This is a genomic window from Arthrobacter gengyunqii (genome assembly GCF_023022985.1).
GTDB lineage: Bacteria > Actinomycetota > Actinomycetes > Actinomycetales > Micrococcaceae > Arthrobacter_B > Arthrobacter_B gengyunqii.
In genome coordinates this window covers 1,889,517-1,916,102 of record NZ_CP095461.1, presented here as the reverse complement: position 1 = coordinate 1,916,102, position 26,586 = coordinate 1,889,517, and the positions used below count along the sequence as shown (strand labels likewise).

The 26,586-nt window shown below is 65.2% G+C and carries 23 protein-coding genes; 19 read left to right on the top strand and 4 right to left on the bottom strand.

Annotated features, from left to right (window positions below; genetic code table 11):
- Positions 1–28 precede the first annotated feature (28 nt).
- The 18 genes from MUG94_RS08755 to MUG94_RS08670 all read left to right on the top strand — a co-directional run bounded on the left by MUG94_RS08755 (position 29) and on the right by MUG94_RS08670 (position 20,984).
- Positions 29–757 (top strand): HAD family hydrolase, encoded by a 729-nt coding sequence (locus tag MUG94_RS08755; protein WP_227889800.1) that lies wholly within the window; start codon positions 29–31, stop codon positions 755–757.
- Positions 754–1,932 (top strand): site-2 protease family protein, encoded by a 1,179-nt coding sequence (locus MUG94_RS08750; protein ID WP_227907808.1) that lies wholly within the window; start codon positions 754–756, stop codon positions 1,930–1,932. The genes MUG94_RS08755 and MUG94_RS08750 overlap by 4 nt, the downstream gene beginning before the upstream one ends.
- Before the next feature lie 59 nt (positions 1,933–1,991).
- On the top strand, positions 1,992–3,059 hold the full coding sequence (locus tag MUG94_RS08745) for a tRNA (adenine-N1)-methyltransferase (protein WP_227889798.1): 1,068 nt from the start codon (positions 1,992–1,994) through the stop codon (positions 3,057–3,059).
- Between the two features lie 126 nt (positions 3,060–3,185).
- Complete coding sequence (gene arc, locus MUG94_RS08740; RefSeq protein ID WP_227889797.1) at positions 3,186–4,949, top strand: proteasome ATPase; 1,764 nt, start codon at positions 3,186–3,188, stop codon at positions 4,947–4,949.
- On the top strand, positions 4,946–6,556 hold the full coding sequence (gene dop / locus MUG94_RS08735) for a depupylase/deamidase Dop (protein WP_227907809.1): 1,611 nt from the start codon (positions 4,946–4,948) through the stop codon (positions 6,554–6,556). The genes arc and dop overlap by 4 nt, the downstream gene beginning before the upstream one ends.
- A gap of 72 nt (positions 6,557–6,628) precedes the next feature.
- The gene (locus MUG94_RS08730; protein ID WP_227889795.1) at positions 6,629–6,832 is read left to right on the top strand and encodes a ubiquitin-like protein Pup; all 204 of its coding nucleotides are present in this window, start codon (positions 6,629–6,631) and stop codon (positions 6,830–6,832) included.
- Positions 6,833–6,835: 3 nt separating this feature from the next.
- Positions 6,836–7,660 carry a proteasome subunit beta gene (gene prcB, locus MUG94_RS08725; RefSeq protein ID WP_227889794.1) on the top strand — a complete coding sequence of 275 codons (825 nt, stop codon included), beginning with the start codon at positions 6,836–6,838 and terminating at the stop codon, positions 7,658–7,660.
- Between the two features lie 2 nt (positions 7,661–7,662).
- On the top strand, positions 7,663–8,421 hold the full coding sequence (prcA, locus tag MUG94_RS08720; protein ID WP_227889793.1) for a proteasome subunit alpha: 759 nt from the start codon (positions 7,663–7,665) through the stop codon (positions 8,419–8,421).
- The gene (gene pafA / locus MUG94_RS08715) at positions 8,421–9,782 is read left to right on the top strand and encodes a Pup--protein ligase (protein ID WP_227889792.1); all 1,362 of its coding nucleotides are present in this window, start codon (positions 8,421–8,423) and stop codon (positions 9,780–9,782) included. The genes prcA and pafA overlap by 1 nt, the downstream gene beginning before the upstream one ends.
- Before the next feature lie 197 nt (positions 9,783–9,979).
- On the top strand, positions 9,980–10,930 hold the full coding sequence (locus MUG94_RS08710; RefSeq protein WP_247098804.1) for an FKBP-type peptidyl-prolyl cis-trans isomerase: 951 nt from the start codon (positions 9,980–9,982) through the stop codon (positions 10,928–10,930).
- A 53-nt stretch (positions 10,931–10,983) separates the two neighbouring features.
- On the top strand, positions 10,984–11,379 hold the full coding sequence (locus tag MUG94_RS08705; RefSeq protein ID WP_227907810.1) for an FKBP-type peptidyl-prolyl cis-trans isomerase: 396 nt from the start codon (positions 10,984–10,986) through the stop codon (positions 11,377–11,379).
- A 132-nt stretch (positions 11,380–11,511) separates the two neighbouring features.
- Entirely contained in the window at positions 11,512–13,545 is a 2,034-nt protein-coding gene (locus MUG94_RS08700) for a helix-turn-helix transcriptional regulator (RefSeq protein ID WP_227907811.1), read from the top strand.
- A gap of 66 nt (positions 13,546–13,611) precedes the next feature.
- Complete coding sequence (locus tag MUG94_RS08695; protein ID WP_227889788.1) at positions 13,612–13,950, top strand: hypothetical protein; 339 nt, start codon at positions 13,612–13,614, stop codon at positions 13,948–13,950.
- Between the two features lie 32 nt (positions 13,951–13,982).
- Positions 13,983–14,294 carry a Sec-independent protein translocase subunit TatA gene (gene tatA, locus MUG94_RS08690; RefSeq protein ID WP_104103592.1) on the top strand — a complete coding sequence of 104 codons (312 nt, stop codon included), beginning with the start codon at positions 13,983–13,985 and terminating at the stop codon, positions 14,292–14,294.
- Positions 14,295–14,299: 5 nt separating this feature from the next.
- The gene (gene tatC, locus MUG94_RS08685; protein WP_227889787.1) at positions 14,300–15,127 is read left to right on the top strand and encodes a twin-arginine translocase subunit TatC; all 828 of its coding nucleotides are present in this window, start codon (positions 14,300–14,302) and stop codon (positions 15,125–15,127) included.
- 95 nt (positions 15,128–15,222) lie between these two features.
- Positions 15,223–18,078 (top strand): DEAD/DEAH box helicase, encoded by a 2,856-nt coding sequence (locus MUG94_RS08680; RefSeq protein WP_227907812.1) that lies wholly within the window; start codon positions 15,223–15,225, stop codon positions 18,076–18,078.
- A gap of 105 nt (positions 18,079–18,183) precedes the next feature.
- Positions 18,184–19,827, top strand: a complete 1,644-nt coding sequence (locus tag MUG94_RS08675) for an amidohydrolase (RefSeq protein WP_227907813.1) — start codon at positions 18,184–18,186, stop codon at positions 19,825–19,827.
- 428 nt (positions 19,828–20,255) lie between these two features.
- Positions 20,256–20,984: a polyprenol monophosphomannose synthase gene (locus tag MUG94_RS08670; protein ID WP_227907814.1), complete on the top strand. Its 729-nt coding sequence runs from the start codon at positions 20,256–20,258 to the stop codon at positions 20,982–20,984.
- A gap of 98 nt (positions 20,985–21,082) precedes the next feature.
- Here the strand turns inward: MUG94_RS08670 and MUG94_RS08665 are convergent, their stop codons facing one another.
- The 4 genes from MUG94_RS08665 to MUG94_RS08650 all read right to left on the bottom strand — a co-directional run bounded on the left by MUG94_RS08665 (position 21,083) and on the right by MUG94_RS08650 (position 24,434).
- Positions 21,083–21,436, bottom strand: coding sequence for an RNA polymerase-binding protein RbpA (locus MUG94_RS08665; RefSeq protein WP_104054264.1), 354 nt, complete (start codon positions 21,434–21,436; stop codon positions 21,083–21,085).
- Positions 21,437–21,722: 286 nt separating this feature from the next.
- Positions 21,723–22,751 carry an SPFH domain-containing protein gene (locus tag MUG94_RS08660; protein ID WP_227889774.1) on the bottom strand — a complete coding sequence of 343 codons (1,029 nt, stop codon included), beginning with the start codon at positions 22,749–22,751 and terminating at the stop codon, positions 21,723–21,725.
- Positions 22,752–22,886: 135 nt separating this feature from the next.
- Entirely contained in the window at positions 22,887–23,411 is a 525-nt protein-coding gene (locus MUG94_RS08655; RefSeq protein WP_227889773.1) for an NfeD family protein, read from the bottom strand.
- 171 nt (positions 23,412–23,582) lie between these two features.
- Positions 23,583–24,434 (bottom strand): putative RNA methyltransferase, encoded by an 852-nt coding sequence (locus MUG94_RS08650; protein WP_227907815.1) that lies wholly within the window; start codon positions 24,432–24,434, stop codon positions 23,583–23,585.
- Between the two features lie 93 nt (positions 24,435–24,527).
- Between MUG94_RS08650 and MUG94_RS08645 the strand changes: the two genes are divergently transcribed.
- The gene (locus MUG94_RS08645; RefSeq protein ID WP_227907816.1) at positions 24,528–26,582 is read left to right on the top strand and encodes a S9 family peptidase; all 2,055 of its coding nucleotides are present in this window, start codon (positions 24,528–24,530) and stop codon (positions 26,580–26,582) included.
- Positions 26,583–26,586: the final 4 nt, after the last annotated feature.

The following is a 26,586-nucleotide window of genomic DNA, read 5'->3' as shown; positions in this document are numbered from 1 at the left end:
CAGCCGGCGCCCCCGTAGACTGGGATGCATGTCTTCTTCTGTTCCGAATGCCCTGCAAACCGATCCCCGGCCCGGCCCGCTCCAAGCGGTGCTTTGGGATATGGACGGCACGATCGTGGACACGGAGCCATACTGGATCCAGGCGGAGAAGGACCTCGTGGCCGCGTATGGCGGCTCGTGGACGGATTCCGATGCCGAGGCCATGGTCGGCCAGGCATTGACGTACAGCGCCGGACTGCTGCAGAACGCGGGCGTTCCCCTCACCATCCGTGAAATCATCGACCGCCTAATTTCCCAGGTGACGGCTAATGTGCGCACTCAGATTCCCTGGCGTCCGGGTGCCCGGGAATTGCTGGCAGAACTTCGCGAGACCGGTATTCCATGCGTCATGGTGACCATGTCAGAGCCCGTGCTGGCCAACGAGATCCGCCGCCAGCTGCCGGCCGGGACCTTCGAGTTCCTGGTCACCGGAGACATGGTCCAGCAGGGAAAGCCTCATCCGGAGCCCTATGAACTGGCCTTTGACCGCCTTTCGTCGCTGATCCCGGGTCTGGTGAAGGACCGTGTAGTTGCGATCGAGGACTCCCTTCCGGGAGTCACCTCCGCCGGCGCGGCAGGCCTGGTAACGCTCGGAGTGCCGCATTTTCTTCCGCTTCCCCCCGACGAGGGCCGGCACGAATGGGAAACCCTGGCCGGCAGGAATGCAGCGGACCTGGCCTCCCTGGTGACTTCGGCGCCGGCGGAGGCAACGCGTTGAGCACTACCCCCGGAGCCGGCACGCCGGCACCCGCACGGAACGGGATACCGCTGGGGCGCATAGCCGGGGTGCCGATCTACCTGGCCTACTCGTGGTTCATCATCGCCGCTTTCATCGTGGTGTTTTTCGGTCCCCTGGTCCGGCGGAGTTTTCCGGATCTCGGGGCATGGGCCTACGCCGTCGCACTGGGCTACGCGCTGCTGCTCCTGGTCTCCGTCCTGGTCCATGAACTGGCCCACGCAGTTACCGCCAGGGGCTACCGCTGGCCGACAGCGAAGATCGTGCTGACCCTCTGGGGCGGGCACACCCAGTTCGGCAACGTCCAGTCAACACCCGGACGCTCCCTGTTGGTGGCCCTGGCCGGCCCGGCCGCCAACTTTGTGCTGGCCGGCGCAGGCTGGCTCCTCCTGCTGGCAGTGCCGCTGAACCCGGTGGCAACCCTGCTGGCAGAGATTTTCGTGTGGGCCAACCTGCTGGTGGCGATCTTCAACGTCCTGCCCGGCCTTCCGCTGGACGGCGGCCGGATTGTGGAATCCGCAGTGTGGAAGGCCACCGGTTCCCAGGACAAAGGAACCGTTGCCGCCGGTTACGCCGGACGCATCATTGCCGTGCTGCTGGCCGCCGCCGTCCTGGTGCCGCCCTACCTGCGAGGCCAATCACCTGACCTGCAGGTTGTCCTGCTGACCGCACTCATCTCGTCTTTCCTCTGGATGGGGGCCGGGGCCAGCATCCAGAATGCCCGCGTGCGGCTGCGGCTTCCCCACGTCAGCGCCGGCGCCCTGATGAGTCCGGCCCACTCCCTCCGCGCCGGCTCCCCGGTGTCCCATGCACGGGAACTGCTGGCAGCCCAGCCGGAAACGGCACTGGTCATCACGGCCCCGACAGGACAGCCCTGGGCCATCGCCGACCGCGGCGCGGTCGCCCTGGTGCCGGACAATCTGGCGGAATCCACGCCGGTGGACGCCGCGGCCAGGCCGCTGGCTCCGGGCGCCTATGTTCCCGTGGCAGCCGCCGGTTCAGAACTGGTGGAGTACCTCGCTAAACTTCAAGGCAGCGAATACGCCGTGATTGACCGGGACGGTGCCGTGGTGGGGCTCCTGACCCAGGCGGTTGTCCTGGACGCCATATCGCCCAAGTCCGCACGGCGGAAGCGCCCGCCCGCCTCCCCGCGGTAAATTTCCGCCACCCCCTTCTTGACAGACCAGCACCACCGAAATCCAAAGGAACGTTACCCATGAACTCGGACACCCCGGGCCAGACAGCCGCTACAGCTCCCCACGGCGCCGAACACCGCCGGGGACCGCTGCGTCCGGGAGAGCGCGTCCAGCTCACCGACGAAAAGGGCCGGCACAGCACCATCACCCTGACCGAGGGGGGCGCCTTCCACACCCACCGCGGATTCCTGCCCCATGACACGATTATCGGCATGCCCGAGGGCACGATCGTCACCAACACCACGGGCCAGCAGTATCAGGTGCTCCGTCCCCTGCTGTCCGATTTTGTGCTCTCCATGCCCCGCGGTGCCGCCGTCGTATATCCGAAGGACGCCGGCCAGATTGTCACCATGGCGGACATTTATCCCGGTGCCCGCGTGGTGGAAGCCGGCGTCGGCTCCGGGGCCCTGAGCATCTCGCTGCTGCGTGCCGTGGGTGACTCCGGCTCCCTGCATTCCTTTGAGCGGCGTGCAGAGTTCGCGGACATCGCCCGGGGCAACGTGGAAACCTTCTTCGGCGGACCGCACCCCGCCTGGAACATCACCCTGGGTGACTTCCAGGAAGAGGTTGTCCGCACGGAAGAGCCCGGCAGTGTGGACCGCGTGGTCCTGGACATGCTGGCACCGTGGGAGTGCACCGACGCCGTTGCCACCGTCCTGGCGCCCGGAGGCGTGTGGATCTCCTACGTTGCCACCGTCACCCAGCTGTCCCGGACCGCAGAGGCCATCCGCGCCGACGGCCGGTTCACCGAGCCGGACGGCTGGGAATCCATGGTCCGTGGCTGGCACCTCGAAGGTTTGGCAGTGCGGCCGGACCACCGCATGGTGGCCCACACCGGTTTCCTCCTGACCGCCCGCCGCCTCGCCGAAGGCGCCACCGGGCTGGTGGCCAAGCGCCGCGCGTCGAAGACCAACTTCAGCGAAGAGGACATGAACGCGTGGACTCCGGCAGCCGTGGGGGAGCGGGAAGTCTCGGCGCACAAGCTGCGCCGTGCGGCCCGTGATGCCAGTTCCAAGGTGCAGCGCGGGGCGCTGGAAAACGCCGAAAAGTATAACGCGGATCAGGACGTTACGCCCGAAACGCCGTAGCCGCAATCGGGCCGGTGGATAACTGCCGGCCCGGTGAACACAAGAGGTGCCAACCCGTGTGTTGCTTCCGCTGCTGGGTTATCGTCGAGGCTAGAGACCCTGCGCAACGTGAAGGTGGACGCAAACATGGCTGAAGCAGATAACACCGTTGATTCCGGGGCTGAAGATCCGCGAGAGTATCTGCGCGCATCGGGTGGACCCGGGTCCGACTCCCAGCAAGCCGCCGTCCTAAGGGAGAAGCTGCGGAATGTGGACCGGCAGTTGGCCGCCCTGACCCACAACAACGCCCGGTTGGTGGCGATGCTGGAGACGGCGAAAGCGGAAATCATCCGGCTGAAGGACGCCCTGGAGAAAGAGGGCGCCACGCCCTTCAGCTTCGCCACAGTCATCTCGGTGAACCACCGGGCACCGGCGAGCAGGGGAAAAACAACGACGGCGGCAGTCCAGGACAGCCTGGACATTATCCAGTCGGGCCGGAAGCTGCGCGTCTCGGTGAGCCCGCTGCTGGATATGCACCAGATAGTTGCCGGGCAGGAAGTGCTCCTGAACGAGTCACTGGTGGCCGTCGCGTCCCTGGGCTTTGAGCGCAGCGGCGAGCTGTTCACCGTCAAGGAGCTGCTGGGCAGCGACCGTTGCCTGGTGGTCGGCCGGGCCGACGACGAACGCGTGGTCCGCCTCAACGGGCCGTTGGAAGCCGAGAGAGTCCGGGTGGGGGACGCCGTCACCGTGGACACCCGGATCGGCTACGCGCTCGAGAAGATTCCGCGCAGCGAAGTGGAGAACCTTGTCCTGGAAGAGGTTCCGGACATCTCCTACTCGGACATCGGCGGCCTGGGACCCCAGATCGAGCAGATCCGCGACGCCGTGGAGCTGCCCTTCCTGCACCCCGACCTGTACCGGGAGCACGGGCTCAAGGCACCCAAGGGAATCCTGCTGTACGGCCCTCCGGGCTGCGGCAAGACCCTCATCGCCAAGGCGGTGGCGCATTCCCTGGCCGCCCGGGTCATGGAACAGACCGGTTCCCTGGGGACCCGCAGCTACTTCCTGAACATCAAGGGCCCGGAGCTCCTGGACAAGTACGTGGGTGAGACGGAGCGGCACATCCGGCTGATCTTCGCGCGTGCCCGCGAAAAGGCCTCCGGCGGCAGTCCGGTAGTGGTGTTCTTCGATGAGATGGATTCCCTGTTCCGCACCCGCGGCACCGGCATTTCCTCCGACGTCGAAACGACCATTGTTCCCCAGCTGCTCTCGGAGATTGACGGCGTGGAGAAGCTGGAAAACGTCATCGTGATTGGCGCTTCCAACCGCGAAGACATGATCGATCCGGCCATCCTGCGCCCCGGCCGGCTGGACGTGAAGATTAAGATCCTGCGCCCGGACGCCGAGGGCGCGGCGGAAATCTTTGCCAAGTACCTGACCCCGGACCTGCCGCTGCACCGTGACGACCTCGCAGAAAACGGGTACGACCCGGAGATGACCGTACGGGAAATGATCCGCCGAACGGTGGAGAAGATGTACGCCGAGGACAAGTCCAACGAATATCTTGAAGTCACCTACGCCAACGGCGACACCGAGATGCTGTACTTCAAGGACTTCAACTCGGGCGCCGTGATTCAAAACGTCGTGGACCGGGCCAAGAAATATGCCATCAAGGACCTGCTGACCCTGCATCAGCGCGGACTGCGGATCGATCATCTGATGCGTGCAGTGGTGGACGAGTTCCGTGAGCACGAGGACATGCCCAACACCACCAATCCGGACGACTGGGCACGCATTTCCGGCAAGAAAGGCGAGCGCATCACGTACATCCGCACCATCATCCAGGGCAAGGCCGGCCAGGAACCCGGACGCTCCATCGAAACAGCCGCCAACCCCGGGCAGTATCTATGAGCGTGCGCCGTGTCATGGGCACGGAAACCGAGTACGGTGTGCTGGCGCCCGGGCTTCCCGCCGCCAACGCCACCGTCCTCTCCAGCCAGATCGTCAACGCGTACGCGGCGTCGCGGCGGAGCGGGATGGGAAATTTCGGCGGCACCCGCTGGGACTATACGGACGAAGCTCCGCTGAACGATGCCCGGGGGTACACAGTGCCCCGCACTGCCGCGGATCCCACCCAGCTGACGGACGTTCCGCCGGTCCTGGATGCAGAACAGATTGCCATGGAGGGGGGAGGTCCTGCCGCCCTCTACGGTGAGCAGACCACGGACAATCCGGTGTTGATGAACATGGTCCTGAACAACGGCGCACGTCTCTACGTCGACCACGCGCATCCGGAATACTCCTCGCCGGAAGTCACCACTCCGCGCGACGCAGTGCTGTGGGACAAAGCCGGGGACGCCGTGGTACTGGCAGCGGTGCGGTACATCGCCGCCGCCCCCGGCTTTTCTCCGGTGAACCTGTACAAGAACAACACCGACAGCAAGGGCGCCTCCTACGGCTCCCATGAGAACTATCTGGTGCCGCGCAGCGTTCCGTTCACGGACCTGGTGCGGGGACTGGTGCCGTTCTTTGCCAGCCGACAGGTCATTGTCGGGTCCGGCCGGGTGGGAATTGGAACCAACAATCAGCGGCAGGGATATCAGCTCAGCCAGCGGGCCGATTTCTTCGAGGCGGAGGTGGGCCTGGAAACCACCATCCGCAGGCCCATCGTGAACACCCGCGATGAACCCCATGCCGTGGCGGAGAAATACCGGCGCCTGCACGTCATCATCGGAGATGCCAACCTCAGCGAGGTGTCCATGCTGTTGAAGGTGGGGACCACATCCATCGTGCTGTCCATGATCGAGGAGGGCACGGCGCCGGAGGTGGAACTGCGGGACCCGGTGGGGGCGCTCCAGGCGATCAGCCACGATCCCGGCCTGCAACAGCTGGTGGAACTCAAGGACGGTCGCAGAGTCACCGGGCTGGACCTGCAGGAGATTTACCTGGAGGCAGCCGCGAGGCACTGCCGGAGCCGTGGGGCAGACGCCGACACGGAGGACATCCTTGGCCGCTGGACCGCCCTCGTGGGAACGCTGAAGCGGGATCCGATGGAAGCCGCAGCCTCCGTGGACTGGGTGGCCAAGCTGAAACTGCTCCAGGCCTACCGCAACCGTGATTCCCTCGCCTGGTCCGACGCACGGCTGCACCTGGTGGACCTCCAGTACTCGGACATGCGCCCCGAGAAGGGGCTTTACTACCGGCTCGCGGCGCGCGGCCAGATGGAACGCCTCCTCGGCGATGAGGAGATTGCCAGGGCAGTCAACGAACCGCCCGATGACACGCGGGCCTATTTCCGCGGCAAATGCGTCAGCCGCTTTCCGCGGCAGGTGGTGGGCGCCAGCTGGGATTCGATCATCTTTGAGCTGCCCTCGCACCGACGGCTCCAGCGCATTCCCACCCGTGAACCGCTCAAGGGAACCCGGGCGCTGACCGAGGAACTGTTCGAAGCTTCTGCCGATGCGGAGGACTTTGTCACTCGACTCCTGTCCGGGCCCGAACATAGCGTGGCACCATAGGCACTAGCAGTTGGGTTCCGAATCGGCAGGACCCGTCACAAGGCCGGACTCCGGCCAAGGAAGGCAGTCATCATGGCAAGCCAGGACCGCAGGAACACCGGGGCACGCAGCGAAGAAGAGGAACTGGAAGAGACACCTCCTCCGGAAGCCGCCCCCGACGCGGGAGCGTCAGCGCAGACTGAAGGCGTCGATGACCTCCTGGACGAGATTGACGGCGTGCTGGAAAACAACGCCGAGGAATTTGTCCGGGGCTTCATCCAAAAGGGCGGACAGTAGCGGATGACCCGTCAGGACCCCGCAGCAGCGGTTAATGGGGCGGCACCGCCGTCCTTCAGCGATCATCTTGCCCGGCACCACCCTGAACTCCTTCCGTCATCGCGCCGGCTGGGTCCCGCGCCAACCGGGTCGGCGTCGGCGGCCGCGCCCCAGGCCACCACCATTGTTGCCCTCACCTATGCCGGCGGCGTGCTGATGGCAGGTGACCGGCGGGCGACCATGGGAAACATGATCGCCAGCCGCCATATCAAGAAGGTTTTCCCGGCGGACAACTACTCGGTGGTCGGCATTGCCGGAACCGCCGGGCTCGCCATCGACATGATCCGGTTGTTCCAGGTGGAGCTGGAGCACTACGACAAAATCGAGGGAACGCCCATGAGCCTGGACGGCAAGTCCAACCGGCTCGCTGCCATGGTGCGCTCCAACCTTCCCCTCGCGCTTCAGGGACTCGCGGTGGTGCCGCTGTTCGCCGGTTACGACACCGAACGCCACCTCGGCCGGCTCTTCTCCTACGACGTCACGGGCGGGCGCTACGAGGAGTATGAACACCACAGTGTGGGTTCGGGATCGGTGTTTGCTCGCGGAGCGCTCAAGAAGCTCTGGAAACCCGGCCTGGACGAGGAACAGGCGGTGGCCGTGGCGGTTGAAGCGCTCTACGACGCCGCCGACGACGACTCCGCCACCGGCGGCCCGGACCTCGTGCGGCAACTGTGGCCCGTGGTCTATGTGGTCAACAGCGCCGGTGCCCGGGAAATCCCGGAACGTGAACTGCACATGATGGCCCAGGAACTGATTAACCGCCGTTCCGCAGCGGGATTGGAGGGCTGATCATGACACAGCAGTTTTATGTATCTCCCGAACAACTAATGAAGGACCGGGCGGATTTCGCCCGGAAAGGCATTGCCAGGGGACGCTCCGTTGTTGTGCTGACCTGCCGCGACGGCATTGCCCTGGTTGCCGAGAACCCCTCACCGTCGCTGCATAAGCTCGGGGAGATCTATGACCGGATCGGTTTCGCCGCGGTCGGCAAGTACAACGAGTTCGAGAGCCTTCGCCAGGCCGGTGTCCGCTACGCCGACGTGCGCGGCTACTCCTACTCCCGCGAAGACGTTTCGGCCCGGGGCCTGGCCAGTGTCTATGCGCAAAGCCTCGGCTCCGTCTTCACGACCGAAGGAAAGCCGTTCGAAGTGGAACTGGCCGTGGCCGAAGTGGGCGCTGAACCCTACGCCGACCACCTGTACCGGCTGACGTTCGACGGCTCAATAGCCGATGAAAGCAATTACGTGGTCATGGGCGGGCAGGCGGACGTGGTGCACGAGGCCCTGGCCCGGACCTGGAACCAGGACACCGGATTCCGTGAAGCCATCCGGACGGCCGTTGGCGCACTCTCCGCCACCCGCGCCCCCGCGGAGCCGTCGGGCACCGCCAACGGATCCGCCGGTTCCGAGCCGGAGCAGCTGGGCGCGGGTCTGTTGGAAGTGGCGGTGCTCGACCGGAATCCGCTCTCCTCCCGGGGCGCCGTGCGGGCATTCCGGAGAATCAACACCGTAGAGCTGGACCGCTTGCTGTCCGGCCCGGAGGGAGACTGATGGACCGCAGGATCTTTGGAATTGAAACCGAGTTTGGAATTGCCTACTCGGGCCCCGACTCCCGCCCGCTCTCGCCCGAAGAAGTGGCACGCTACCTGTTTCGAAAAGTGGTGAGCTGGGGGCGTTCCTCCAACGTGTTCCTGACCAACGGTTCCCGGCTCTACCTCGACGTCGGGTCCCATCCGGAGTACGCCACGGCCGAATGTGACGATCTGGCACAGCTTGTGGCGCATGACCGGGCCGGCGAACTGATTCTGGACGACCTCGTCGACGAGGCGGAAGACAGGCTCCGGGCCGAAGGCTTCAACGGCAACGTCTACCTGTTCAAGAACAACACCGACTCGGCGGGAAACTCCTACGGAAGCCACGAGAACTACCTCATTCCGCGGCGCCTGGAATTCTCCCGGCTGGCGGACATCCTCATCCCCTTTCTGGTCACCCGGCAATTGCTCGTCGGTGCGGGAAAGGTGCTTAAGACGCAGTCAGGCTCCCTCTACGCCTTCTCGCAGCGGGCGGACCACATCTGGGAAGGTGTCTCTTCCGCCACCACGCGGTCCCGCCCCATCATCAACACCCGCGACGAGCCGCATGCCGACGCCGAGCATTACCGCCGGCTGCACGTCATCGCCGGGGACTCCAACATGTCCGAGACCACAACGCTGCTCAAAATCGGTTCCGTGGACCTGATGCTCCGCATGATTGAAGCCGGAGCGGTGATGCGGGATTTGCGGCTGGAGAATCCCATCCGCAGCATCCGTGAAATTTCCCACGACCTGACCGGCCGCATGCCGCTGAAGCTTGCCAACGGCGGCACCATGACCGCGCTTGAACTGCAAAGTGTCTACCTGGCCCGGGTGCAGGATTTCGTTGCTGCCAACGGCGCCCACAATCCGCATGTGGAACGGGTGCTGGACCTGTGGGAGCGCACCCTTCTGGCAATCGAATCCCAGGACACTTCCGGCATCGATACCGAAATTGACTGGGCCATCAAGAAGAAACTCGTTGACCGGTACGCGGAGCGCGACTCCCTGGACCTTGCCGCTTCGCGGCTGGCGCAGATTGACCTGACCTACCATGACATCTCCCGCCGGCGGGGGCTTTTCTACCTGCTGCAGTCCCGGGGTGAAACCGCGCGCGTGGTCGAAGACATCCAGGTCAAGGAAGCCGTGGACGTTCCGCCGCAGAGCACCCGGGCCAAGCTGCGGGGGGACTTTGTCCGCCGGGCCAAGGCCGCCAACCGTGATTTCACCGTTGACTGGGTGCACCTTAAGCTCAATGACCGCGCGCAGCAGACCGTCCTGTGCAAGGACCCGTTTGCAGCAGTGGATGAGCGGGTGGAGGCCCTGCTGGCGACCCTCTAGCGTGCGGCCCGCGTGGCCCGCTGCGGGTGGGTTTCGCGTCTTTTCCGCCTGGGGCGATCACTCCAAGGCAGCGCACAGGCAGAAACGCTACGCTTGAGTCGACTGTCCGCGCCCAAAACCCGGCTCTGCCGGGGACATCGCGGGCCCATCTGTCCACCACTGAAAGAAGTAGTGTGCGAAAAGTACTAGCCATAAGTTTGTCCGCCCTGCTCTTCCTGTCCGCCTGTGGCGGCGCGGAAGAGGGCAAGTCCGCAGGCCAGGAGGGAGTTTTTGACTCCGTCAAGGTCAAGGTCGAGGACCAGGAGACCGCTCCCGAGGTGGAGTTCGATGCTCCGCTGGACATCACCGAGAGTGCCGCGAAGATTGTCCACACGGGCGACGGCGACGAGGTTGCCGACGGTCAGAGCATCACCTTCAAGTTCGTGGCACTCAGTGCAGATGACGCGAGCGTGCTGGGGGACACCTACGCACAGACAGCATCCACGCTGCCGGTGAATGACATGCTGAAGGAACAGGACCCGGTACTCTACGAGGTCCTGCTGGGCGCCAAGGTTGGCTCGCAGATCGCCTACGCCTTCCCCGACGCGCAGGCCGAGGCGAGCGGCGAGGACGCCGCTGACCAGCCCACGCAGGTGATGGTCCTGAATGTGCTCAGTGCCCAGGACACCGTTCCGGTACTGGAAAAGGACGAGGCAGCCGCGCGCAACGCCGACGGCACCCTCCTGATGAGCCAGGATGACGTAGCGGCGCTCGAAGCCGACGGCAAGCTCCCCAAGGTGACCTTCGGTGAAGACGGTGTTCCCGCCGTGGAGATCCCCGAGGATGCTGCTGAACCGGAAAAGCTGATCGTCAAGGTTCTTGAAGAAGGCGACGGAGCGGTTGTTGAAGAGACCGGCACCGTCAAGGCGAATTACCTGGGCGTTGGCCTTCGCGACGGCGAGACCTTCGACTCCAGCTACGAGCAGGGCGAGGCCGTGGAATTCCCGCTGGACGGCGTCATCTCCGGCTGGACCTACGGACTTGCCGGCCAGAAGGCCGGATCCAAGGTTCTGCTGGTCATCCCCACCGAGCTCGCCTACGGCGATCCCGCCCAGCGCGGCCCGTCCGGTCCGCTGGTGTTTGTCGTGGACATCGAGGAAGTCAAGTAGCGTTAGAGCTGAACACAGCATCAACGCGGGAAACCGCCGCAGCGAGGAGCACCATGTCATTTGGTAAGCGTGAATACGACCGCCAGAAGCCGGAAATTGATTTTCCGGATCACGAAGCACCCACTGAATTGTTGATTGAAGACATCGTGGTGGGCGACGGCCGCGAGGCCAAGGCCGGAGACACCGTCTCCACCCACTACGTGGGAGTTGCTTTTTCCACGGGTGAGGAATTCGACGCCTCGTGGAACCGCGGCACTCCGCTGGACTTCAAGGTCGGAGTCGGCCAGGTCATCAAGGGCTGGGACCAGGGCCTGCTGGGCATGAAGGTCGGCGGCCGCCGCCGTCTGGAAATCCCCGCGTCCATGGCATACGGGGACCGCGGCGCAGGTTCGGCAGTGGCACCCGGAGAGTCACTCATCTTCGTGGTTGACCTGCTGGGCGTCCGCTAATCCGGAACCCTGCCTCGAGGCGGGTCCGCAGCTGCACAGCAGCCGCGGACCCGCCTTTTTGGTGCCCGGGGTCCTGTTCCCGGCGCCCCGCACGGTCCGCAGCAACCGGCCGGGCGCGGTAGATTGGCTTCCGTGTCCGCCAACAGAACCGAACGCCTCCTTAACCTCGTGATTGCGCTGCTGTCCACCCGCAGGGGCTTCACCAAGCACGAACTCTTTGACGAGATTGAGTTGTACAGCGAAGCGCCGTCGACCGCTGCCCGGGAAAAACTCTTCGACCGGGACAAGGCCTTCCTGCGTGAGCAGGGCATTCCCGTGGAGTCCTACAGCGAGGAAACCCTCTACGACCAGGACAATTCTGTGCGCCGATACCGCATCCGGGCTGATGCGTACCGCCTCCCCGGGGTGCGCTTCACACCCGAGGAATCGGCCGTTCTGGCGCTGGCTGCCGGAATGTGGGAGCAGGCATCGCTGGGTTCAGCGGCGGCACGCGCGCTGCGCAGGCTCCAGACCCGCGGAGTGGACGCTGATGACGCAGCTGCCAGCCCCCTGCAGCCCCGGATCCGTACCAACGATCCCCATTTTGAAACCGTCTGGAAAGCCACCGTCACCCGCACGCCCATATCATTCGGCTACCGCCCGGCGGACCGTGCCCGCACCGCGGGCGACGAACCGGCAAGTCCCGCCCGGCGGCGGCGCAGCACGGTGCGCCATCTGCAGCCGTGGGGGATGGGCAGCCGGTTTGGCCACTGGTATGTCGTGGGATGGGATCTGGACCGGAAGGCAGAGCGGTTCTTTCGGCTCTCCCGCATGAGCGCACCCGTTACGCTCGGCGACGGCAGTTATGAGGTGCCTGCGAGTTTCAGTATCGATGCGTCCCTCGCCTCGCTGGACTCGGTTTTTGCGCCGGTTCCGGCCCTGGTGCGGGTCCGGAAGGGTGCCGCGGCAGAGCTCCGCCTGCGGGACGGCGCCAAAACTGCACCCGCAGAGCAGCCCGGCTGGGAAGAGCTGACGCTGACGGTCCCCGACCTGGATGCGCTGGCGGCTGACACGGCTGCCCTGGGCGCCAGTGCCGTTGCCGTCCATCCGCCGGCGCTTCGTTCTGCTGTTGCCGATCTTCTTCGCCTGGCACTGGAAGCACAGACCAAACCCGTTCCTGCGTTCACCCTGGGCCGGCGCGCTCCCACGCCGGCGGCCAGCTCAACGGCGGCTCAGAGCCACCTGACACGCCTGCTGGATCTGGTGCCCTACGTGCTGGGAAATCAGGGTGCGGACCTGGAGGACACCGCACGACGCTTCGGCGTCAGCTCTGCGCAGCTGGCCACCGATCTGAACCTTCTTTTCGTGAGCGGCCCGCGGCATTACCCCAACGGGCTCATGGACGTGAACTTCGAAAACGGGCAGATTTTCATCGACAATGCCGATGACCTGTCCGAACCGGTCCGATTGGGCATGGATGAAGCAGCGGCGCTGATGGTGGGCTTGGAAACCCTCGCCTCCCTGCCCGGGGTTGGTGAGACCCCGGCGCTGGCCAGCGCCCTCGAAAAACTCAGTGAAGCAGCGGGGGAGTCGGCACAGGCAGGCAGCGTCGTTGCCGCCCGGCTGGCGGAGCCCGAGGGCAGCGCAGAGATCCTGAACACACTGCAGCAGGCCATTGCCGGGCGTCGCCAGCTGGACCTGCGGTACCTGGTGCCCAGCCGGGATGAAGTGACGGACCGCACTGTGGATCCGCGCAGGCTCTTTTCGGTGAACAATCTCTGGTACCTCGAGGCATGGTGCCACCGTTCCGAAGGCGTGCGGAACTTCCGGGTGGACCGGATCCATCAGGTAACCGACAGCGGTCCCGCCTCCTGGCAGGGGCCGGTCCCGAATGCCGCTTTTCCATCCGGTCTCTTCCGCCCGGGCACTGAGGACACCTTGGTGACCCTGGTCCTCGGGCCCTCAGCCAGTTGGGTGGAAAGCGCCTACGACGCCGCCCGCCGCGCCGATCTGCCCCGGGGCCGCAGCGCCGTGGAACTGCGGGTGGGCAACACCCGCTGGATCCCCGGGTTCATTGCCCGTCAGGGCGGCAGTGCCGCCGTCGCCGCGCCGGCGGACCTGCGCAGCGAAACCGGCCGGTGGCTGCGGGAGGCGCTGGAGAACTACGGCCCGGACCCGCAGGGCTGATGGGCCCTTGGGCGCGGGGACCCCGGAGATGAACGGCCTTCGGGTTTCCCGCACTATGCTGGAGGCATGCCTTGGTGGTCCTGGATTTTGATATGGGCGGCGCTCATCGTCGCTGCCTTAGTGTTTTACGGCCTCATTGGCTGGCGGATCTTCCGCAAGCTGATGGCCACTCTGCGTGAAGCGGAGGGCGCGGTCTCGGCACTGGCCGTTTCGGTGCCGGCGTCGGTCGTTCCCCTGGCGGGAACGCCGGAGCAGGAACTGGGAATCTTCGACGATCCCATCCGTGCCAAAGCCCGCTACGAAGAAGGCAAAGAGGCGCGGAGGACCCGGCGCCGGGAGCGTCGAGTTGATCGACGCCTCGCCAACGGGCAGCCCCGCGCACTGCGCGACTTCCCGAACCTCTGACGTAAACTGTTCCAAAACGAAAGGACACCGGCATGAACGGCATTCAAGGCTGGCATATAGTAATTCTGGTTATTCTGGCCCTCCTGCTCTTCGGCGCACCCAAGCTGCCCGGCCTTGCCCGCAGCATGGGACAGTCGCTGCGCATCTTCAAGTCCGAGGTCCGGCAAATGCAGGATGAAAGCAAGCCGGGCGCCACCCCTGAAGAACCGGTTGAGGGCCGCATCGTCAACAATCCCTCGGCCACCGGCACTCCCGCGAATCCGGTTCCGCCGGCAGCCCCCGGCACCCCCGCCAATCCGGGAACCGAGCACCGCCCCGCGGGTAATCCGCCCACCAGCCTGTAACGGCCGTGGCGCTGACCAAAGGGCGCAAGGCCAACCCCGAAGGACGGATGGCCCTCAAGGATCATCTGCGGGAGGCCCGCAACCGCCTGTTCAAATCGGGCATAGCCGTGATTTTAGGCACTGTGGCGGGTTTCTTCCTCTACATGCCTGCCTTCAACGCCCTCACCCGGCCGGTCCTGGACGTGGGTAACCAGGACGGCCGGTTTGCCACCATCAACTTCGAAGGTGTGGCAACCCCCTTCGACCAGATGATTCAGGTCTCCGTCTTCCTCGGCCTGCTCATGTCCTGTCCCGTATGGCTGTACCAGCTGTGGGCGTTCATCACGCCGGGCCTGAAGACCAAGGAACGCCGCATCGCCCTTGGCTTCATGGCAGCGTCCGTGCCGCTGTTTCTGGGCGGCGTGGCGCTGGCCTGGATTCTCCTGCCCAGCGCCATCGACGTGCTCACCGGATTCACCCCCGAGGGCAGCGCCAACGTCATCACCGCCAGCGTCTATCTTGCTTTCGTACTGCGCCTGCTGCTTGCTTTCGGCATTGCGTTCCTCATACCCGTGGTGCTGGTGGGCCTCAACATGACCGGGATCCTCCCGGGCAAGCTCATCATCAAGTACTGGCGGATCACGATCTTCCTCATCTGCGTGTTCGCTGCCATGGCAGCGCCGGGCGGGGATGCACTCACCATGTTCTACATGGCCGCACCTCTGCTGCTGCTCTTCGGTGTGGCGGTGGGTATCTGCCTCATCAATGACAAACGCCGGGCCCGCCGCAACGCTGCCCGCGAGGCGGCCGTAGACGCCGGCGCCAACACGGCCACTCCACTGGAGAACCTGTAGCCGGCAGCGTCCGTAAAAGCTGCGGTGATTTCAGCCCAAGGCGGAGCCGGGGGCACATGGCGCCGCCCGGCCCCCGCAGAGTCTAGGCTTGGAATATGACTTCCCCGTCGGAGCGGTACCTGGCCGCGAAAGAACGTTCCGAGCACTCCAAGACCCAGCTGGCCGTCTTCGAGCAGCAGCTTGGCTTTGACCTTGACCCCTTCCAATCGGAAGCCTGCCGGTCCGTTGAGGCCGGACGCGGTGTGCTGGTGGCCGCACCGACCGGCGCCGGAAAAACGGTGGTGGGGGAGTTTGCTGTCTACATGGCCCTTGAACGCGGGCTGAAGGCTTTTTACACCACTCCCATCAAAGCCCTGAGTAACCAGAAGTACCTCGAGCTGTCCGCGTCCTACGGATCGGACCGCGTGGGACTGCTCACCGGGGACACGAGCATCAACCCGGATGCCGACGTGGTAGTCATGACCACCGAGGTCCTGCGCAACATGCTCTACTCCAACTCGTCCACGCTGGATGAGCTGGGTTATGTGGTGATGGACGAGGTGCACTACCTGGCCGACAGGTTCCGCGGCGCGGTGTGGGAAGAGGTCATCATCCACCTAAGTTCGGACGTGCAGCTGGTGTCGCTGAGCGCCACGGTCTCGAACGCGGAGGAATTCGGCGCGTGGCTGGACACTGTCCGGGGGGACACCGACGTCGTGGTCTCCGAACACCGGCCCGTTCCGCTGTGGCAGCACGTCATGGTGGGCCGGGACATCATGGACCTCTTCGAAGCCGATGTCTCCTTCGACGAGGCTGCGGAACCCGAGCAGCCCGCCGGCGTCCAGGAACGGTACCGGGTGAACCCCGAACTTCTGGAGCTCGCCCGCGCCGAATCCCGGATCAACCAGCGCGGCCACGGCGGACACTGGGGAGGCTCGCGCGGTTCCTCACGCAACGGCCACCGCGACGCCTCCCGGCGCGGTCACTCCGGTCCGCCCATCAGCAGAATTCCAAAGGCTTCCCGTCCCGCGGTGATTTCCCAGCTGGACAAACGCGGACTGCTTCCGGCCATCACATTCATCTTTTCCCGCAACGGCTGCGAAGGTGCAGTGCGCCAGTGCGTCGATTCCGGCCTTTGGCTGACCAGCGAGCCGGAACGGATCGCGATTGCCCGCATCGTGGACGAAGCCAGCCAGGACATCCCCGAGGATGACTTGGAAGTCCTGGGATTCTGGACCTGGCGGGAAGGCCTGATCCGCGGATTTGCCGCCCACCACGCCGGCATGCTGCCCACCTTCAAGGAGGTGGTGGAGCGGTTGTTTACCGCCGGGCTGGTCCGGGCGGTCTTTGCCACTGAAACCCTCGCCCTCGGCATCAACATGCCGGCCCGCACCGTTGTCCTGGAGAAGCTGGACAAGTTCAACGGGGAAGCCCACGTGGACATCACGGCGGGGGAGTACACCCAGCTCACGGGACGTGCCGGCCGCCGCGGCATCGACGTCGAAGGCCATGCCGTGGTGCTGTGGCAGCCCGGCACCGATCCGGCCGCCGTCGCCGGCCTCGCCTCCCGGCGAACCTATCCGCTGAACTCCAGCTTCCGCCCCACGTACAACATGAGCATCAACCTGATGGCGCAGTTCGGGCGGGAGCGGTCCCGGGAAATCCTCGAATCCTCCTTCGCCCAGTTCCAGGCAGACCGCTCCGTGGTGGGACTGGCCAAGCAGGTCCGCTCCCGGGAGGAATCCCTGGCCGGCTACGAAAAGGCCATGACCTGCCACCTGGGGGACTTCACCGAGTACGCAGCGCTGCGCCGGGAACTGTCCGATCTCGAGACGCAGGCGTCGAAGACGCGCGCCCGGGACCGCCGCTCCGCCGTCGCCGCCTCGCTTGACGGTTTGGTTCCCGGCGACGTCATCCTGATCCCCGGCGGCCGCGATTCCGGCTACGCGGTGGTGCTGCCGCACGAATCCTCTCCGGGCCGGGAGGCAAGAACCACTGTGCTGACCGAAGACAAGCAGGTGCGCCGGATCACCGCGCAGGAGCTGGACGGAGCGGTGGAAACCGTTTCACACATCCGGATTCCCAAATCCTTCAACTCCCGGGTGACGAAGGACCGCCGCGACCTCGCATCGTCAATGCGCAACGCCCTGCATGAGCACCGTCCGCCGCGGGCTTCCACCAAGCGCGGCGCAGCCCTGCACATTGGCGGCGCCAGCCGGCAGGAGCAGGCCATCACCGAGCTGCGCCGGAAAATGCGGGCACATCCCTGCCACGGCTGCAGCGACCGGGAGAACCATGCACGCTGGGCCGAACGCTGGTGGAAACTGCGCCGCGAAACGGACAACTTGGTGGGCCAGATCCGCGGCCGCACCAACACCATCGCCAAGACCTTTGACCGGGTGTGCGATGTGCTGGGCAGGTACGGATATGTGGCTCCGGACGAAACCGGGCGTGTGGTCGTAACTCCGAACGGCCAGAAGCTGCGCCGCATTTACGGCGAGAAGGACCTGCTGATAGCCCTGTCGCTGCAAAACGGGGCATTCAACGACGTAGATGCCGCCGAACTGGCGGCGCTGGCTACCACCCTGGTGTACCAGGCGAAGCGTGAGGAGCGGGGACTGCGCCCCAAGCTGCCGAGTGTTTCCCTCGAGGTTGCCATGGATGTCATCGTTCGCCAGTGGTCCCGGCTGACCGACCTGGAAGAGTCCGAGCGGCTGCCGCAAACGGGCGAGCCCGACCTTGGCCTGGTGTGGCCCATGTACAAGTGGGCCAAGGGAAAGCACCTGCAGCTGGCCTTGAACGGCACCGAGCTCGCTGCCGGAGACTTTGTCCGGTGGACCAAACAGGTAATCGACCTCCTTGACCAGATGGCCAAGGTGCCGGATCTGCCCGCGGGCCTTCGCCGCCGCTGCATCGACGCCATTGGTTTGGTCCGCCGCGGCGTGGTTGCCTACTCGGCGGTCAGCGAGTAGCTCCCGCGCATCCTCCCGCCGGCTTCCCTGCCGGCACCCCACATCAACCGCGGCCCGTCGCCGGTGCGCGGCACGCCGTCCAGCACTACAGAAACAGGTAAGTCCTTGAACGCCAATCCCGCTCCCAGCAGCTCGAAGCTGACGCTGTACCGCAACGGTTCCGTCTACAGTGCCGCGGACCCTTTTGCCACCGCCATGCTGGTGGACGGGGACACCGTCGCCTGGGTCGGGTCAGAGCACGCCGCCGCCTCCCTCCAGGACAGCCGCATGGACGTGGTTGATCTGGGCGGTGCCCTGATCACGCCGGGCTTTGTGGACTCACATGCACACATCACCGAAACCGGTGCGGCGCTCTCGTCTCTGGATCTGACGAAAGCAGCGTCACTGGCCGAGCTCCTTGACCTCGTTGCCGAGGCTGCCGCCGGTACCGAAGGGCTCATTGTGGGTTACGGATGGGACGAGTCGTTCTGGCCCGAACGCCGGGTGCCCACGGCTGCCGAGCTCGATGCCGCCTCAGGATCGCGCCCCGTGTACCTGGCGCGCACCGATGTGCACTGCGCCGTGGTTTCCGGAACCCTGGCAGCCGCGCTGAAGCTGGCGGCGCACGACGGCTGGGACAATGGCTTCGTGGTGCGCGAAGCCCACACGCTCGCCCGGACAGCGTCCCGCTCCCTGGACCTCGCCCAGCGCTCCCGCTACCAGCAGGCTGCCCTGAAGCATGCCGCGGCCCAAGGCATCATCGCCGTAACCGAGATGGCCGCCCCGCATATTTCCCCGGTCGAAGACCTGCGCCAGCTGATGGGGTTGGAGGGATCGCTGGGGGCTGACCCGCTGCCCGAGGTGCTGCCGTACTGGGGACAGCTGGTTCAGTCCGAATCAGAACTGGCCGAGGTCACGGCACCCTTCGAAGGCAGGCTGCGCGGGCTGGCCGGAGACCTGAACATGGACGGCTCCATCGGTGCCCGGACAGCCGCCCTGCGGTCACCCTACACGGATGCCCCCGAGACCACCGGCACCCTGTACCTGACCGCCGAGCAGGCCGGACGCCATTTGGAGCTGGCAACCCGGGCCGGGTTGCAGGGTGGTTTCCACGTGATCGGAGACGCAGGGCTGGACACCGTCCTGGCCGGACTGCGGATTGCCGCCGAGGCAGTCGGAGAGGACCGGATCCGGGCGTCCCACCACCGGTTGGAGCATGTGGAAATGGCTGACGATGCCGCCATCGCAGAGATGGTCCGTTTCGGCGCCATTGCCAGCATGCAGCCGGGCTTCGATGCCGCCTGGGGCAACAGCGGCGGGCTTTATGACCAGCGGCTGGGGGAGCGCAGCAGTTCCATGAACCGCTTCGCGTCCCTGCTCTCCGCCGGCGTCCTGGTGGCGTTGGGTTCCGACGGCCCGGTCATGCCGCTGGATCCCTGGTCCGCCGTCCGGGCTGCGGTTTTCCATTCCAATGCCGCCGAACGGATTTCCTCACGTGCCGCTTTCATCGGCCACACACGGGCAGGCTGGCGTGCCGCAGGCTCGGCGAACTTCATGCTTGGCCAGCTGGCACCGGGAGCTCCGGCGTCCTACGCCGTGTGGGAAGTTGAAGAATTGATGGTCCAGACTCCCGAAGGCAAGGGAGCGGCGTGGAGCACAGACCCCCGCGCCGGAACGCCGCTGCTGCCGGCTCTGGACACAACTCACCAGCCGCGCTGCCTGCTGACCGTGCACAATGGCACGCAGCTCTACCGATCAGTAGGTTTTTAGGACCGGTCTGTTCCGTGCGCCACGACGGCTCACCCACGTGACCTGCGTTAACAGATAAGTGTCCTAGTCAGAGGCTTGTTGACACATTCGTGACAGCACGTAGGCTAGGGGAATCGCGGCGGGACCTCAGGAAACTGATCCCGCCGTGCGCGCGAAACACTGCGTGCGAAGTGTGTAGCACTGCAGGCACGAGTGCGCATCAGGGGCAGTTTCAACCGTCAGTAGAAAACAGTTCCGGCCTTGGCCGGTTCTGGCCCGAAGGCGGATGGGGCTGCCCCTCTGCGTGTGCCGGGACTGAGGATGTGACCGGCGCAGCATCGGCATGTGCGAGTGTCCAGGATGCGGCTCCCATATACTGGGAAGTCGTGTCGGGGTAAGAACCCCATTGGCTGCGTTCCACGCGGCCTCCCCAATGAAAGGCAACCTGAGTGCGCGTCCTGACGATCATCCCGACTTACAACGAAATCGAATCGCTTCCCAAGACGCTTCAGCGGCTGCGGCTGGCGGTACCGGATTCGGATGTGCTGATTGCGGACGATAACAGCCCCGACGGCACAGGTGCCTATGCGGACGAGATCGCTGCCAAGGACCCCCAGGTACACGTGCTGCACCGAAAGGGCAAAGAAGGGCTCGGTGCCGCGTATATCGCCGGCTTCCGGTGGGGCCTGGAGCGGGACTACGACATCCTCGTTGAAATGGACGCGGATGGATCGCACAAGCCGGAGCAGTTGCCTTTGCTGCTCGCTGCGGCGGAATCCGGCGCCGACCTGGTGATCGGTTCCCGCTGGGTCCCGGGCGGCTCCGTCGTCAACTGGCCCCTGCACCGAAAGATCCTGTCCCGCGGAGGAAGCACCTATTCGCGCCTCATGCTGGGAATCGGAGTCCGCGACATCACGGCCGGCTTCCGCGCCTTCCGCCGCACCACGCTGGAGCAGCTGGACCTCAGTGCCGTCGAGTCGGTGGGCTACGGCTTCCAGGTGGACATGACCTTCCGCGTCGCCCGCCTGGGCCTGCGCATTCAGGAGGTCCCGATCACTTTTGTGGAACGTGAATTCGGTGCTTCCAAGATGAGCGGCAACATCGTCTTTGAAGCCATGGCCAATGTCACCAAGTGGGGCATGCGTGCCCGCTGGAATAAGCTGACGCGCCGCGGCTAGGAACAGCCCGGCTGTATACAGACAAGAAAGGGAGGGCGGTTGCCGTACGGCAACCGCCCTCCCTTATTCTTCGGGCCCGCAACAGCGGGCCGGTGACCTTACTTCGAGGCTGAAGTGCGCTCTCCGCGGCGTTCCCGCAGGATGGTCAAGCGGTCCTGGAGGATTGTCTCCAGTTCCTCAATGCTGCGTCGTTCAAGCAGCATGTCCCAGTGGGTGCGCACCGGCTTGTCGTTGCTGGTGTCCGGCTTCTCGCCGTCAACCAGGAGGGCTTCCTTGCCGGTCTTGGATACCCAGACCGGAGGAACGTCGGCCTCGGCGGCGAACGTCACAAATACCCGTTCGCCGTCCTCGCAGCGGTATTCCACCCGCTGGCGGGGAGCCGGCTCAACGCCGGATTCAGTCTCCATGCTCTGCGCGCCAAGGCGCATACCCCGCAGGCTGCGATCGCTCATCTTTTCTCCCTCTTCAGTCCGAAGGATCCCGGGGGATCCATCTGTAGTGCTGTTGGTACCGTTCCGCCCCGGTACCGTAAAAGTTTTGTTCCGCCGGCCCGGACGCAGTTGGAGCGCTCGAGCCGCTGGTGCCGTCCCGCAAACGGCCCATTGAAGTCAACGCCGATGCCGTGCCGAATGTTCCGGCACGGTGTCTGCGATGCTTCTTTTCAAGGCGGCCGCGGGGGCAGACCCCGGCAAACAACCAATTATACCGGCCGTGCGCACTTTGGGATAACCGTGCCGCTCAGCGTGCGGCGTCGGGGGAGTCGGCGATGGTGGGGGCGAATGCGGGAGCGTCGGGGGCGGTTGCCGGGCGGGTGCCGGCTGAAGCGGCGGGCTCGGTGCCGTTGGAGGTCCCGTTCGCTGTGCCATTGGCGGAGAACTGGTCAGGAACATAGTTCCCCAAAGCGCTGCCAACACCCTTGAGCGCTTCGCCCAGCTCGCTGGGAATGATCCACAGCTTGTTTGACGTGCCCTCGGCCAGCTTCGGCAGGGTCTGCAGGTACTGGTACGCCAGCAGTTTCTGGTCCGGGTTCCCCTTATGGATGGCCTCGAAGACCTTCGCGATGGCCTGGGACTCACCGTCGGCCCGGAGGATGTCGGCCTTGGCATCACCCTCTGCTGCGAGGATGGCTGCCTGACGGCGACCTTCGGCGTTCAGGATTTGGGCCTGCTTGGTGCCTTCGGCCGTAAGGATGGTGGCGCGGCGTTCACGCTCGGCGCGCATCTGCTTCTCCATGGAGTCCTGAATCGACAGGGGCGGCTCAATGGCCTTCAGCTCAACGCGGGAAACACGGATGCCCCAGCGGCCGGTGGCTTCGTCGAGGACGCCGCGCAGCTGGCCGTTGATGCGGTCACGGGAGGTCAGTGCCTCTTCAAGGTTGAGCCCGCCGACCACGTTGCGCAGGGTGGTGGTGGTGAGCTGCTCGACAGCATGGATGTAATTGGCGATCTCATAGGTGGCGGCCCGGGGATCGGTGACCTGGAAGTAGACGACCGTATCGATGGACACCACCAGGCTGTCTTCGGTAATCACCTGCTGCGGCGGAAACGACACCACCTGTTCGCGAAGGTCCAGGAGCGGCAGAAGCCGGTCCACGAACGGAATCAGGATGGTCAGGCCGGGGTTCAGCGTCCGCTGGTACTTGCCCAGCCGTTCTACGACGCCGGCACGGGCCTGTGGAATGATCTTGACCGATTTCACCAGGATGACCAGAACAAAAATAATCAGGACAGCCAGAATGATGATGAGGCCGGTTGCTCCGGAACTCATATTCCCCCTTCAAGTTTTGGCGGACCCGTCGGGTCCACCAGGTTCTCTGCCGGCGGCGGCTGCCGCCGGGCGGCGCCCGCAGCGAGCTGCAGGCGATAAGTTCTCAGTAGTGTTCGTGCTTCCGCTGGTCTTCCCTTAACGCTGAAATCCGGGATCGTCGCTGGATTCTTCGTCGGCCGTGCCGTCTGCGGCATGCGCTCCGGCCGGAGCAGCCACGACGACGGCGGTGGCCCCGTCAATCCGGGTGACCAGCACCGGAGCGCCGGAGTCCACGCTGGACCCGTCCGGGGTGCGGGCAGTCCAGATGTCACCGCCGATCTTCACCGTTCCAGCGGAACCCGATACGGCTTCAAGCGTCACTGCGGGCGCACCGATGAGCCGGTCAATATTGGAACGCTGGTCCTTGGGGCCGCGCTCCAGATGTTTTAGGGCGATGGGCCGGACGAGGACGATCATCAGCAGCGCCACGATGCAGAAAACCACCACCTGCAGGAACAATGGAGCACCGAAGACGGCCGCCAGCATGGCACCCAGGGCACCGACGGACAGCATGGCAAAAAACAGGTCCAGTGTCAGCGTTTCGATTGCGGCCAAGCCCAGGAAAAGCACCAGCCAAACGGCCCAGCCATAGTCGAGCAACCATTGGTATACGTCCTGCATGTCGTTCCCCTTCGGCTCCGCCAACAGCAGCGACGGCGGTTGGAGTGTACGGGCGGTGCTGCCCATTGTGCCTGATACGGAGCAGAAAATCCGTAGGACACCGGTTGATGGGTATAACGTTTGGGTGCCGCTTTCCGTGTCCGGCGGCATATCCTGCCGGAACGGCCCGTATCAGGAAGCCCGGAAGAGCTGCAGCGAGAAGGAGGCCGTCACCGGGATGGTTTCCGGCAGTTCCGCCAAAGCGTCCCGGAGAGCATCCCGGTCCAGATGCCGTGCCGATGGCCCCATCAAGGCCACATTGCGAACATCCGCCGCACTGAGATTCATCACGTATTCACAGTGCCGGGTTTCCTCCGGACGGAAGTAACCTTCCATGGCGGCGGCCACCCGGCCCTCCTTCTCGTCGCCGATCTCCAGCATGCCGGCCAAGCCGCGGATTTCCTGCAGGTGCCGCGGCTGCGGGGTAACCACGGCCAGGACGCCGTTGTCTCGCAGGACACGGCGGAACTCCGGAGCGTTGCGCGGCGCAAAAACGTTCAGCACCGCGTCAACTGACGCGTCGGCCAGCGGCAGCGGGCGCCATACGTCCCAGACAAGACAACTGGCAGCCGGCAGGGACCTTGCGGCGCGCCGGAGCGCGAACTTGGAAATGTCCAGTGCCACTGCATCAGTGCCAGGCAACGCCCCGCCAACCATGCCCAGGTAATAACCGGTGCCCGCGCCCGCGTCGAGGATTGCCTGCGCACCGGGCACGGCCGCCGCCACCAGCCGGGACAACTCCTGCGCCATCCGGCGATAGTGCCCGGCGGCAAGGAAATCCACGCGCGCCTGCACCATTTCCGCCGTGTCAGCGGCGAATTTCGTACCGCCGCCGGTCAGCAGGTTGAAGTATCCCTGACGCGCCGAGTCGTAACGGTGCCCCTGCGGACAGGTGAGACTGGGCGTCCGGTCCTCTTCATCTGCGGCGGACAACGGCTCGCGGCACACCGGGCACAGCAGCAGGGAGAGGGGAGGATGAGGCATCCTTCCATCTTAGGTGCGGCCCGCTGTCTTAGGTGCGATCCAAGGTGTGCCGCTGCGCCTTCCGGGAACCGCACCGGTAGTAGGCTCGAGCGGGTGAAACCATGTGATCTGGATCTCCTGACGTCTGTTTCTGCTCCTACTATCCACCCGGACGGCACGCATGCCGTGGTGTCCGCCACCCGGCCCGATTTCACGGCCGACGCCTACGTAGGCCAACTCTGGTCCGTGCCCCTGGCCGACGGCGGTGTTCCGGGCCGCATAACGCTCGGCTTCTCCGACACCCAGCCCCGGTTCTCGCCGGACGGAGAAATTCTCGCCTTCCTGCGCTCCGCTCCCGGCAGCAAACCGCAGCTCTTCGCTGTTCCTGCGGCGGGCGGGGAACCGGTGCAGCTCACCGATTCCGCGCTGGGCGTGAGCTGGTTCCGTTTTTCGCCGAATTCCACCCAAGTGGTGTTCACCTCTCGGGTACCCCTGCACGGCCGGTACGGAACGGTCGACGGCGTTGGTCCGGGTGCGGAGGATCCACGCCTGATCAGCAGCTACAAGTACCGGGCCAACGGTGCCGGCTACACGGCGGACAAACGCGTGCAGGCTTTCCTTCTGGATCTGCCGGCGCTGGACGCCGAACCTTGGATTGAGCCGGCGGGCCGGGCCAAAGAGGCTCTCAGCGAGGATGCCCCGGAGCGGTTCCCTGCGGTCCGGCAACTCACCGCCGCCAACGCCGATGCCTCGGCGCCGGTCTTTTCAGCCGACGGCAAACGCGTCCTGTTTACTGCCGCACTCCATGACGGTGCCGACGAGGATCTGGTGTCCGACGTCTACGCCCTTGAGCTTTCCGGCGGAGAGCCGGAGCGTCTCACCAACACGGGCACCGGTGCCGGTTCCCTGCTGGGTGCTGACACTCCGACGCCCAGCGACGACGGCGAATGGCTGTTCTTCCTGGCCTCGGAACTCTCCGCCTCCGGCACTGACTTCGTGGCGCGCAACACCTCGCTGTACGTCATGCCGTCGGACGCTTCAGCACCGGCCGTCCGGCTCACGGACCCGGAAAACGTCGATCTGGCGGAGGGCGGCATCGTCCCGGCCGGCGGTTCGGCCGTCCTCGTATTCAACCGCACCCGGGGCACCGTGGAACTGCTGCAAATCAATGCCTGGGGGGAGCAGCAGGTGCTTGTCAGCGGTCCCCGCGTGATCCAGGGAGCAGCGGCAGCTGCCGGCGCCGTCGTCGTCAGCTATGCGGACGCAGACACCATGGGAGAAGTGGCTGCGGTGGAAGCAGGCCGGCTCCGGACCCTGACGGATTTCTCCGCACGGCTGCGGTCGCGGGCCCTGCCGGTTCCCGTGGAAGAGGAAACGCACCCGTCCCGGGACGGGTACCCGGTGCACGGCTGGGTGGTTCTTCCCGAAGGGCCGGGCCCGCATCCGGTGCTGCTCAACATCCACGGCGGTCCGTTCGCCCAGTTCGATTGCGCGTACTTCGACGAAGCGCAGGCTTACGCAGCGGCTGGATACGCGGTGGTGCAGTGCAACCCGCGCGGATCGGCCGGATACGGTCAGGAACACGGCAGGGTGATCAAGGAAGCCATGGGGACGGTGGACCTGGATGACGTCCTGTCCTTCCTGGAGGGCGTGCTCCGGGCCCATCCGGACTTGGACGGCGAGCGGTTGGGGGTGATGGGTGGTTCCTACGGCGGATATCTCAGCGCGTGGACGATCGCCAATGACCACCGGTTCACTGCCGCCATTGTGGAACGCGGGTTCCTGGATCCGCTGTCCTTCATAGGTTCCGCTGACATCGGCTGGTTCTTCAGCGCCGCCTATACCGGGGCTGACCCGGACAAGGTGCTGTCACAGAGTCCGATGGCCAGGGTTGGAGAGGTGCGCACACCAACCCTGGTGATCCACTCAGAAGAGGACCTTCGCTGCCCCGTGGAGCAGGCACAGCGCTATTACACGGCGCTCAAACAGCACGGCGTTCCCGCGGAACTGCTGCTGTTCCCCGGTGAAAACCACGAACTGTCCCGGGCCGGAACACCCTGGCACCGGCGGCAGCGCTTCGAGCACATCCTGCGCTGGTGGGCACGGTGGCTGCCGACGCCTGCGAACCAGGGGGAGACCGCCGGGCTTTCGGACGCCGTCGTCGCCTAGGCTC

Excerpts from the sequence above, each read along its gene's own strand:
- MUG94_RS08695 (WP_227889788.1), top strand. The coding sequence starts at position 13,612 with ATGCCTTGGTGGTCCTGGATTTTGATATGGGCGGCGCTCATCGTCGCT.
- MUG94_RS08665 (WP_104054264.1), bottom strand. The coding sequence starts at position 21,436 with ATGAGCGATCGCAGCCTGCGGGGTATGCGCCTTGGCGCGCAGAGCATG.
- MUG94_RS08650 (WP_227907815.1), bottom strand. The coding sequence starts at position 24,434 with ATGCCTCATCCTCCCCTCTCCCTGCTGCTGTGCCCGGTGTGCCGCGAG.
- arc (WP_227889797.1), top strand. The coding sequence starts at position 3,186 with ATGGCTGAAGCAGATAACACCGTTGATTCCGGGGCTGAAGATCCGCGA.
- MUG94_RS08655 (WP_227889773.1), bottom strand. The coding sequence starts at position 23,411 with ATGCAGGACGTATACCAATGGTTGCTCGACTATGGCTGGGCCGTTTGG.
- MUG94_RS08745 (WP_227889798.1), top strand. The coding sequence starts at position 1,992 with ATGAACTCGGACACCCCGGGCCAGACAGCCGCTACAGCTCCCCACGGC.
- pafA (WP_227889792.1), top strand. The coding sequence starts at position 8,421 with ATGGACCGCAGGATCTTTGGAATTGAAACCGAGTTTGGAATTGCCTAC.
- prcA (WP_227889793.1), top strand. The coding sequence starts at position 7,663 with ATGACACAGCAGTTTTATGTATCTCCCGAACAACTAATGAAGGACCGG.
- prcB (WP_227889794.1), top strand. The coding sequence starts at position 6,836 with ATGACCCGTCAGGACCCCGCAGCAGCGGTTAATGGGGCGGCACCGCCG.
- dop (WP_227907809.1), top strand. The coding sequence starts at position 4,946 with ATGAGCGTGCGCCGTGTCATGGGCACGGAAACCGAGTACGGTGTGCTG.
- MUG94_RS08680 (WP_227907812.1), top strand. The coding sequence starts at position 15,223 with ATGACTTCCCCGTCGGAGCGGTACCTGGCCGCGAAAGAACGTTCCGAG.
- MUG94_RS08705 (WP_227907810.1), top strand. The coding sequence starts at position 10,984 with ATGTCATTTGGTAAGCGTGAATACGACCGCCAGAAGCCGGAAATTGAT.
- tatA (WP_104103592.1), top strand. The coding sequence starts at position 13,983 with ATGAACGGCATTCAAGGCTGGCATATAGTAATTCTGGTTATTCTGGCC.
- MUG94_RS08730 (WP_227889795.1), top strand. The coding sequence starts at position 6,629 with ATGGCAAGCCAGGACCGCAGGAACACCGGGGCACGCAGCGAAGAAGAG.
- MUG94_RS08755 (WP_227889800.1), top strand. The coding sequence starts at position 29 with ATGTCTTCTTCTGTTCCGAATGCCCTGCAAACCGATCCCCGGCCCGGC.
- MUG94_RS08660 (WP_227889774.1), bottom strand. The coding sequence starts at position 22,751 with ATGAGTTCCGGAGCAACCGGCCTCATCATCATTCTGGCTGTCCTGATT.